The 9,426-nt window shown below is 64.9% G+C and carries 7 protein-coding genes; 2 read left to right on the top strand and 5 right to left on the bottom strand.

Annotation, left to right across the window (positions count from 1 at the left end; genetic code table 11):
- Positions 1 to 480: 480 nt before the first annotated feature.
- Complete coding sequence (locus AACR77_RS18065; RefSeq protein ID WP_042883192.1) at positions 481 to 918, bottom strand: PliI family lysozyme inhibitor of I-type lysozyme; 438 nt, start codon at positions 916 to 918, stop codon at positions 481 to 483.
- A gap of 112 nt (positions 919 to 1,030) precedes the next feature.
- Positions 1,031 to 3,061: a M13 family metallopeptidase gene (locus AACR77_RS18070; protein WP_042883194.1), complete on the bottom strand. Its 2,031-nt coding sequence runs from the start codon at positions 3,059 to 3,061 to the stop codon at positions 1,031 to 1,033.
- 129 nt (positions 3,062 to 3,190) lie between these two features.
- On the opposite strand from AACR77_RS18070, the gene tilS reads away from it, so the two are divergent.
- Positions 3,191 to 4,525 carry a tRNA lysidine(34) synthetase TilS gene (tilS, locus tag AACR77_RS18075; RefSeq protein ID WP_042883196.1) on the top strand — a complete coding sequence of 445 codons (1,335 nt, stop codon included), beginning with the start codon at positions 3,191 to 3,193 and terminating at the stop codon, positions 4,523 to 4,525.
- 42 nt (positions 4,526 to 4,567) lie between these two features.
- On the opposite strand, the gene AACR77_RS18080 is transcribed toward tilS, so the two are convergent.
- Positions 4,568 to 5,494: a GGDEF domain-containing protein gene (locus tag AACR77_RS18080; RefSeq protein ID WP_041214696.1), complete on the bottom strand. Its 927-nt coding sequence runs from the start codon at positions 5,492 to 5,494 to the stop codon at positions 4,568 to 4,570.
- A 187-nt stretch (positions 5,495 to 5,681) separates the two neighbouring features.
- Here AACR77_RS18080 and AACR77_RS18085 point away from each other — a divergent pair, with 187 nt between their 5' ends.
- Entirely contained in the window at positions 5,682 to 7,634 is a 1,953-nt protein-coding gene (locus AACR77_RS18085) for a monovalent cation:proton antiporter family protein (RefSeq protein WP_042883198.1), read from the top strand.
- A 27-nt stretch (positions 7,635 to 7,661) separates the two neighbouring features.
- On the opposite strand, the gene AACR77_RS18090 is transcribed toward AACR77_RS18085, so the two are convergent.
- Together AACR77_RS18090 and AACR77_RS18095 are read right to left on the bottom strand one after the other, a co-directional pair.
- Entirely contained in the window at positions 7,662 to 8,822 is a 1,161-nt protein-coding gene (locus tag AACR77_RS18090; protein ID WP_042864253.1) for a patatin-like phospholipase family protein, read from the bottom strand.
- Positions 8,823 to 8,939: 117 nt separating this feature from the next.
- On the bottom strand, positions 8,940 to 9,426 hold a 487-nt coding region (locus tag AACR77_RS18095; protein ID WP_042883200.1), incomplete at its 5' end, for an alpha/beta fold hydrolase.

The raw sequence follows: 9,426 nt of genomic DNA on the forward strand, positions 1-9,426 counted from the left end.
TCTTGCCGCAGCCGTTGGCGCCAATCAGGCCGAGTCGGTCGCCTGCGCGAATGCCGAGTTCGAGATGGTCAAATAAGGGAAGGTGCCCCGCACTCATCTGCAGGGAATGGGTACTCATCAGGGTTGTCATGCTCTTGCTCTCTTAAATCGCGGGATGGGAAATCCCTGTCATCAGGAGCGCTGGCGACAACGGCAGAGTCGAGAAAGGTCTCGGTATGGAAGGGAGTCGGCTTTGCTCGAACCCGCTATCGCAGCGCGATGGTATGCAGGCAAGAGCACTTGAATGTGCCGAACAGGCGAGCCGAGAACATCGGACACGCTTGGATAACCATTTTTTACCTCCTTGTGTTTCGTTATGGCAGGGTGCGGCGATTATAGGCACAGAAAAAAACAGTCGTCCATCCGCCCTGTGGGGGGCCTTGGGCACCGCATCGGGAGGCGCGGGGTAAAAAAACGCCCCGTGATACGGGGCGTGGGGGGTCAGTCGCGGGGGGTCTTGAGGGCCTCAATCACATCGTCACTGGGGGCCAGTCCCTCCACGTGGTTGAAGCTTTCCAGCCCCTCCTGGGGATTGATGGTGAGGGCGTCGGCGCTCAGGTAGCTGCCGCTGCCGGCGCTCTCCACCACGACGATGACTTCAGGCTGCTTGTCGCCGTTGAGATCCAGCAGCTTGAGCTCCTTGATGCTGCCATCGCGCGGCAGCACCTTGCCGTCGATGAACTGATCCAGCGGAAACTGCGGGTTGGCACCGGAGTAGAGGCGCACGTCGTAGCTGCCGGTGGAGGCAGGCTCGCCGCGCCCTTCGCTGACGGTCACCACCTGGCCGGAGGGGAGCGTCAGCTGCTTGAAGAAGCCGTCCGCCGCCTGGCTGGCGAGGGGAAGGGTGAGCAGGCCGAGAGTAAGGAATAAGGCTTTCATGGAGAGGACCCTTGTTGCTGCTTGTGTGTCTGTGACGGGCAGGGGACGCTTCCCTGCCACGTCGGAAGCGGGCAGGGGGCCGCTGGTCGGCCGCCCCCTGCCCGGGTTGTCATCACCATATCTTGACCCGTTTGGCCGGGTCCAGATAGAGCTTGTCGCCGGGCTGGATCTTGAACGCCTCGTAGAAGGCGGGGATGTTCGGTACCACGCCGTTGACCCGGTATTCCGGCGGCGAGTGGGGATCCGAGGCGAGCAGCATCTGCATCAGCTCGGGGCGATACATGCCCTTCCACACCTGGGCCCAGCCGAGGAAGAAGCGCTGCTCGCCGGTAAAACCGTCCAGCACCGGGGCCTCCTTGCCATCCAGGGAGAGCAGGTAGGCCTTGTGGGCGATGGTGAGGCCGCCGAGATCGCCGATGTTCTCCCCCAGGGTAAACTGGCCGTTGACGTACTGTCCCTTGATGGGCTCGAAGCGGTTGTACTGGGCCACCAGCCGGCTGGTGCGGAAGCGAAACTCCTTGAGATCCGCCGGCGTCCACCAGTCGCGCATCACGCCGTCACCGTCGGATTTGGCCCCCTGATCATCAAAACCGTGGCCCATCTCGTGGCCGATCACCCCGCCGATAGCGCCGTAGTTGACCGCATCGTCCGCCGTCATGTCGAAGAAGGGGGGCTGCAAAATGGCGGCCGGGAAGACGATCTCGTTGTTGCTCGGGTTGTAGTAGGCGTTCACCGTCTGGGGGGACATGTGCCACTCGTCCCGATCGACCGGCTTGCCGAGGCGCGCCAGGTTGTCAGCGTATTCGAAGGCGCGGGCCCGCTGCAGGTTGCCCACCAGATCGTCGGGGCGAATGGTGATGGCGCTGTAGTCCTTCCACTTGTCCGGGTAGCCTATCTTGGGTCTGAACTTGGCGAGCTTCTCGAGGGCCTGGGTCTTGGTGGCCGGGGACATCCAGTCCAGCTCCTGGATGCTCTGGCCGTAGGCGGTGCGCAGGTTCTCCACCAGCTGCTCCATACGGGCCTTGGCCGCTGGCGGGAAGTAGCGCTCGACATAGAGCTTGCCCACCGCCTCCCCCAGGTTGTTGTCCAGTACCCCGAGGGCCCGCTCCCAGGGGGCGCGCTGCTTGGGCGTGCCGCTAAGAGCGGTGCCGAAGAAGGCAAAATTCTGGGCATCGGTCTGGCTGTCGAGGTAGGGGGCGTAATCGGTGATGAGCTGCCACTTGAGGTAGGCCTGCCAGTCAGCGACCGGAGTCTGCTGCATCACCTCGTTCAGAGCCGAGAGGTAGGTGGGCTGGCCGATGACCAGGCTCTGCTGCCCCGCAAGGCCGGCCTGGGCCAGGTAGGCGTCCCAGTCGATGGCGGGGGCGAGGCGCCCCAGCTCGCTCACCGGTCCCTTGTTGTAGTTCTTCTCTCTGTCTCGCAGGGCCACGTTGTCCCACTGGATCTGGGCGAGCCTGGTCTCGAGGGCCAGGATGCGTTTCGCCTTGGCCTGGGCATCCGTCTCACCGAAGCGGCTCAGCATGGCGGCGATGTGTTGCTCGTACTTGTGCAGCAGCGCCTGGCTGTTGGGGTCGCGCTTGAGGTAGTAGTCCCGATCCGGCAGGCCGAGTCCGGCCTGGTAGAGGTAGACGGCATAGCTGTCAGGGGCCTTGGCGTCGGCGTCAATCCAGAAACCGAAGGGGGAGCCGCCACCGGTGCGGGCGCTCTGGGCGAAGGCGCGGGCGAGATCCTGCGGTGTGCTGATCTGCTCTATCTCGCTCAGCATCGGCAGCAGGGGCGTGGTGCCCTTGGCGTTGCGGGCGGCCTGATCCAGATAGCTCTGGTAGAGGTCGTGGATCTGCTGGGCCGGGGTGCCGGTGGCGGCTTTGCCATCCAGCCCCTCCACCAGCACCCGCACGTCCGCCAGGGATTTGTCCCGCAGCAGGTAGAAGGCGCCGTCGGCGGGCCTGTCATCGGGGATCTTGGCCGTGGCGAGCCAGTGGCCGTTCACGTAGCGGAAGAAGTCGTCACCAGGCTTGACGCTGGTGTCCATGTTGGCCAGCGCAAGGCCGGAGTGTTTGTCCGGTTGGCTCGGTGCCTGACTGCAACCGGCCAGCAGGGCCAGCCCGACGAGGGTGGCCAGGATGTGTTTCTTGTTGTTCATTATGGTTTTATTCCAATTCGGGTTATATGGCTTCCTTGCCCACGCAGGGAGCGATTCACTCTAGCAGCCGGGTTAGCGCTTGATAAGCCCGACTCTGCTAAGATCGGCCTGGTCGTATTGGGGAAGCCTATGATTTCTCGTATTTATTCTCGTTTTTGTCAGACCCTGCCCGCGCCGGAAGGTTCCCGCGGTCTGCTGGTGGCTTTCAGCGGCGGGCTCGACTCCACCGTCTTGCTGGTGCTGGCGGCCCGTTTTGCCCGCGCCCACGGCCTCGCCCTGAACGCCCTGCACGTTCATCACGGCCTGAGCCCACATGCCGACGACTGGGTGGCTCACTGCGAAGGGGTGTGCCGGCAACTGGCGGTGCCCCTCATCGTGGAGCGGGTGCAGCTCTGTCGAGGCAACGGGGAGAGCCTGGAGGCCCAGGCGCGGGCGGCGCGTTATGAGCGACTCGCCGCCCACCTGGGGGAGGGGGAGTGGCTGCTCACCGCTCACCATCAGGACGATCAGCTGGAGACCCTGTTGCTGGCGCTCAAGCGGGGGGCCGGTCTGCGCGGGCTGGCGGGCATGGTGGCGAGCCAGCCTTTTGCCGCAGGCCATCTGTTGCGCCCCTTGCTCGACATGAGCCGGGCCGAGCTGGCGCAAGCCGCGCAGTCACTTCCTTATGGCTGGGTAGAGGATGAGAGCAACGAGGACCCGAGCTATGACCGCAACTTCCTGCGCCAGCAGATCATTCCCCTGCTCAAGGACCGCTGGCCCGCCATGGCCCGGACGACGGCGCGCACCATGGCCCTGTGCGCCGAGCAGGAGGCGCTCATCGGCGAGCTGGCCGAGGCGGACTGGCAGGCGGTGGGTGAGGGAGAAGGGCTGCGCATTGACGGACTCCTCTCCCTCTCCCCCGTGCGGCGTAACAACCTGCTGCGCCACTGGATCCGCCGTCAGGGGGGAGAGATGCCCTCCCGCGAGCTGCTGGGCCTGCTGTGGCAGGAGGTGGCGCTGGCGCGCGATGACGCCAACCCCAGGCTGAGCCTGCAAGGGTTGGAGTGTCGCCGCTATCAGGGGCGCCTCTACCTGGTGGCGCCGGATCTCGCCCCCCGTGAGGAGGTGCTGCCCATCCGGATGGAAGAGACGCTCACCCTGCCGGACGGGCTCGGGCAGTTCAGGCTCTGGAGAACGGATGGCGAAGGGTTGCGGACACCGAGGGGGGACGAGCCGCTCTCGGTGCGTTTTCAGGTCGCCCCCGGCGTCATGCTGAAACCGGTGGGGCGGGTGGGCAGCCGGCGGCTCAAGAAGCTGCTACAAGAGTACGGGGTGCCCTCCTGGCAGCGGGGGCGCATTCCCATCCTCTACTACGGTGAACAGGTGGCACTGGTGGCCGGGCTCTTTGTCTGCGACGGATTTCTGGCGCCAGAAGAGGGGGTGGCGTGGGAGTGGCGGCCCCCCGTCCCCCAGGATGCGGATTGACATCGCAGAGTGACAGGGGGCCGGGAGGCGAAGGGGGATGCCCTATTCGGGCAGGCCGGAGCCTCCGGCTTTCTTGCGGGCGTAGAGATGGGTATCGGCCGTCTCGTAGAGGCGCTGCACATCCATGCCCGACTGCCAGCTGGCGGCTCCCAGGCTGCACCCCACCGAGAAGGCGCTGAGCTCCTTGTGGCTGTGGAGCACATGTTGCAACCGCAGCCAGACCGGGCGCCAGGCCTCGGGGTCCGCGGGTTGCAGCAGCAAGGCAAATTCGTCCCCGCCGAGGCGAAACGCCTGATCCGTTCCGCGAATGCACCCCTGCAGCAACTGGGCGAAGCGGCTTAGCACCAGGTCGCCCACCGGGTGGCCCCAGGTGTCGTTCACCTGCTTGAATCTGTCGAGATCCAGCAGCACCAGCACCAGGCCGTGGGGTTCCCGGCTGTGTTGCTCCACCGCCCGGCCGATGGCCTCGTCGAAGTAGGCGCGATTGCCAAGCCCGGTCAGGTGGTCGAGCCGCACCTGCTGTTCCAGCCGATCCAGCCGCAGATAGAGGGGCAGGGTGAGACTGAACAGCTGATGATATTGCTCAAGCAACCGCCTCTGGCCGTCGCTCAGGGGGTGCTCCAGCTCGTAGTGCAACTGGCCGAGCAACTGCTCGTGTCGTCCCCGCAGCTCGAAGCGATAGGCATGCAGGGTCAGCCTGGCCTGGGGCGGGTGCGAGATGAGGGGATGGGGCTGGCCACAGTCGAACTGGAGCGAGTGGATCCGGACAATGTTTGCCACCCGCTCGGCAAAGATTGCCAGCAGGGCGTCAAGATCCCGTTGCCCCAGCAACTGCTCTATCTGCTGATAGCGGTCCTGCCCGGTCAACGGCGCAAGCCGCTCCATCTGCTGTACCCACTGCTCTATGCCATGTCCGAAGCCGTTCAATGACGATGTGTTTTCCACGTTACAGCCCTTACACCTCTCCATTCATTGCGCAGGCTCTTGCAAGCCCTGTGCCTAAAATATGTCCGATGAAAAACAAGGGGGCTGGCTAGGCTTAACGGGATGAAACGGGAGGGGAAATCCCTGCCGCTGAGCGAGTGGCGTGCCATATGGGGAGCGGGCGCTGTGCTTGCAGGGAAGAGAGTGCCGGGCAGATGAAGGAGAGGGATGGGTGTACACCGATGTGTTGATCCTGCTGATCTTCGCCGTTGTGCTGGTGGCCATTTTCCGGCGCCTCGGCCAGCCGGTGATCCTTGCCTATCTGTTTGCCGGCATGCTGCTCGGCCCCCATGGCGTGGCCATCGTCACGGGTCAGGCCATGATGCAGACCATAGGAGAGCTTGGCATCGTGTTCCTGATGTTCTCCCTCGGGCTCGAGTTCTCCCTGCCGCGTCTGCTCGCCATGCGCAAGCTGGTGCTGGGGGTCGGCAGCCTGCAGGTGCTGCTCACCTCACTGCTGTTTTTCGGGCTCGGCTGGTGGTGGGGGCTGAGCCTGGCCCAGGCGCTGGTGGTGTCAGGCACCCTGGCGCTCTCCTCCACCGCCGTGGTGATCAAGCAGCTCGGCGAGCTCAAGCAGCTCCATACCCGGCGAGCCCAGCTCGGGGTGAGCGTGCTGCTGTTCCAGGATCTCGCCGTGGTGCCCCTGCTGGTGATGATCCCCATCCTGGCCCAGCCCGAGGTGCAGGGCAGCGCCCTGCTGGCGGAGGTCGCCTGGGCCTCCCTCAAGGGGTTGTTTGCGCTCTCCGTGCTGCTGGCGGTGGGGAAGTGGCTGCTGCCCATGCTGTTTTTCGAGGTGGCGCGCGCACGTTCAGACGAACTCTTCGTACTGAGTGCCCTGCTGGTGGCATTGCTGGCGGCCTCCCTGACCCAGTGGATGGGGCTCTCCATGGCGCTCGGTGCCTTTCTGGCGGGCATGATGCTGGGGGAGTCCCACTATCGTCATCAGCTCGAGGTGGACATCAAGCCGTTTCGCGACGTGTTGATGGGGCTCTTCTTCATTACCATCGGCATGACCATGGACTGGGCGCTGGTGGCGGGCGCCTGGTGGCAGGTGTTGGCCTGTGTGACGGGGCTCATCCTGTGCAAGTCGCTGCTGATATTGCTGGCGGGCCGCCTGATGGGGGAGCGCAAGCGCGACGCCATGGCCGCCGGCATCATGTTGAGCCAGGTCGGGGAGTTCGGTTTTGTGCTGCTGGCGCTGGCGAGTCATCACGGCTTGCTGGATCACCAGCTGGTCTCTCTGCTCATCGGCATCGGTGTCATCTCCATCGCCCTCACCCCCTGGCTGGTGTTGCGGGCGCTGGGACTTGCCCACTCCCTCACCGACAGTGCCCTGCTCTCTCGCGCCGAGGTGGCCCAGTCGGGCCTGAGCAAACACCAGCACGTCATCATCGCCGGGTTCGGACGCACCGGCCAAACCTGTGCCCGCTTTCTCAAGCTCGAAGAGATCCCCTTCCTGGCCCTGGATCTCGATCCCGAGCGGGTGAGCGAGGCCAAGCTGGCGGGGGAGCAGGTGGCGTTCGGCGATGCCAGTCGGCGCGACATCCTGCTGGCGGCCGGTCTGCTGCGGGCGCGGCTGGTGATCATCACCTTCGACGATCGCAAGCGGGTCGATGCCATGCTGACGCTGATCCGGGAGCTGGCGGGGGAGATCAAGGTGCTGGTGCGTACCCGGGATGACAGCTTCCTTGAACACTACAAGCAGGCCGGCGCCTTCGAGGTGATCCCCGAATCCCAGGAGGGAGCCCTGATGCTGGTCTCCCATCTGCTGCTCAACTGCGACATTCCCATCGGCCGGGTGATCCGGCGCATGGAGCACGAGCGCAGCAGCCAGTATCGCTTTCTGCACGGTTTCTACTGGGGCGGCAAGAGTGCGGGCAATCTGGAGACGGATCAACTGCTCGAGCGGCTGCATCCCGTGCTGCTGCACGACCAGGCCTGGGCGGTGGGACACAGGGTACGGGATCTCGCCCTGGGAGAGGTGCGCATCAAGGCGATTCATCGCGGGGAGCGCAGCCTAGATCCCAGGCGCGAGCTGGTGCTGGCGGCGGGAGATACCCTGGTGCTCTTCGGCACGGCCGTGGCCATGGAACAGGCCGAGCAGCGCCTGCTGGAGGGACGCTAGGATCTCCTTGCCATGGGATAAGGCCCCTCAGGCCTCTTCGCGAAACTGCTCCTGCCTCCCGCTGCCCGGCAGGTCGAGGAAGGCCTCAATGCGCTGGCGGTGATCCAGCGCGTCCTGGTATCCCAGCTTGATGAGCCGCTGGCAATAGCCGGGGTCAAACATCAGGAAGCTGGCCAGGCTGCTGCTCTCTTCGCCGTTGACCCCGAGCACCCGCAGCAGACGGCGCAGCTGGGTCGGCAACCGTGGGAGGTATTCGAGGGCGATGAGGTCGAGATCCTGGCTGGGGCGGATCACGCAGGTCTCCACCTGGCGCAGTTTCAGCCGACTGCGCTCCCGTGCCGGAATGAGGGAAAGGGTCTGGTTGATGCGCCCGAGCCGCTCCAGATCCGAATTGAGGGTGTCGGAGAAGACGGTGTTGAGCAGATGGCTCGCGATGTTGGAGCTGGTCAGGTGCCCCTGGCGGGGAGTCGGGTTCTCCCTGTGAGGGGAGTCCAGGGTCACCAGCAGGATCCGCTCCGCCCCCAGGTGGATGGCGGGACTGAGCGGGCTCAGCTGGTGGATGGAGCCATCCCCGTAGACGCGATCGCCGATGGGGGTGGCGGGAAAGACGAAGGGCAGCGCCGACGAGGCCAGCAGATGATCCGAGGTGAGCAGGGTTCGCAGGCCACGTCGTCTGGCGCGCTCCCAGGGCTGATGTTCGGCCCGTCCCTGGAAGAAGGTGGTGGAGAGGCCGTCATCGTAGTCGGAGGCCGTGATGGCGATGGCCTCCAGGCTGCCGTAGAGAATGTTGTCATCGATGCGGTGATAGTCGATGAGCTGATCCAGCAGACGGCGCAGGGGGGCGTTGTCAAACAGGTGAAAGGCTCGGTTGCTCTGGGGGGTGATGAGGCCGGCCGAGCCCTGATAGAGGGTGCGCCACAGCAGTTGGCAAGGGTGGAAGTCGAAGATGTGGTGGGTCTCGAATCGTCGCCAGACCCACTCCAGCTTGCGCACCCCCAGATGGAAACAGGAGGCGTAGCACGCCAGCGCCGTTATGTTGAGAGCCCCCGCCGAGGTGCCGCACAGAATGGGGAAGGGGATGCCGATGTTGCGGGGGTAGAGTTCGGCCACCGCCTTGAGTGCGCCGACCTGATAGGCGGCGCGGGCACCACCACCGGTCAGCAGAAGAGCAGTATTGGGTCTGGCCATGAGGGTGCGCCTTATCGTGATCGCCAGGGCGGGTTGCCACCGCGCAATTCAACTATAAGACGTTGTATACCGGATAAAAATGGGCCGCACGCTCAATTTTTGCGGCCCGTTTCATTTTCAGTTTGCCAAGGGCGTCTGGCTCAGTTGATCGAAGGCGGCAAAGGCAGGAGGGCTTGCCAGAATACGGCCATGGCCGAGCCCCCGGGTGCTCACCAGCCGGGTGCGGCCATCCTGGGCCGCGCGCAGGGAGTCCCGGTGGGGGGCGAAGCGGTCTTCCTCATCGTGAACGATGAGGGCGGCGCCGCTGCGCCGGGCGAGCCGGCCCAGCGGGTCAACCGTGCTGAGCGGGTGCTGGTATTCGTGTTCTATCTCCTTGACCACCGCATCGAACAGCCGGATGGAGTAGCCGGAGCGCGCCACCATGCCGTAGAGCTGGGGCACGTAGTCGAGCACCGGGGAGATGAGCAGCAGCGGCAGCGCATCGATTGCCGGGTGACGGCTGCTGAGGGTGACGGCGCCCCCCATGCTGTGGGTGACGACGCCCTGGACGGGGCCGACCCGCTCGAGGATCTCGTCGAAAGCGCGCACGAAGCGGGGCAGGTGG

The sequence above is a fragment of the Aeromonas sp. ZOR0002 genome (genome assembly GCF_963866995.1).
Taxonomy (GTDB): domain Bacteria; phylum Pseudomonadota; class Gammaproteobacteria; order Enterobacterales; family Aeromonadaceae; genus Aeromonas; species Aeromonas caviae.

Coding starts and splice junctions, on each gene's coding strand:
- AACR77_RS18065 (WP_042883192.1), bottom strand. CDS start 918: ATGAAAGCCTTATTCCTTACTCTCGGCCTGCTCACCCTTCCCCTCGCC.
- AACR77_RS18070 (WP_042883194.1), bottom strand. CDS start 3,061: ATGAACAACAAGAAACACATCCTGGCCACCCTCGTCGGGCTGGCCCTG.
- tilS (WP_042883196.1), top strand. CDS start 3,191: ATGATTTCTCGTATTTATTCTCGTTTTTGTCAGACCCTGCCCGCGCCG.
- AACR77_RS18080 (WP_041214696.1), bottom strand. CDS start 5,494: ATGGAGAGGTGTAAGGGCTGTAACGTGGAAAACACATCGTCATTGAAC.
- AACR77_RS18090 (WP_042864253.1), bottom strand. CDS start 8,822: ATGGCCAGACCCAATACTGCTCTTCTGCTGACCGGTGGTGGTGCCCGC.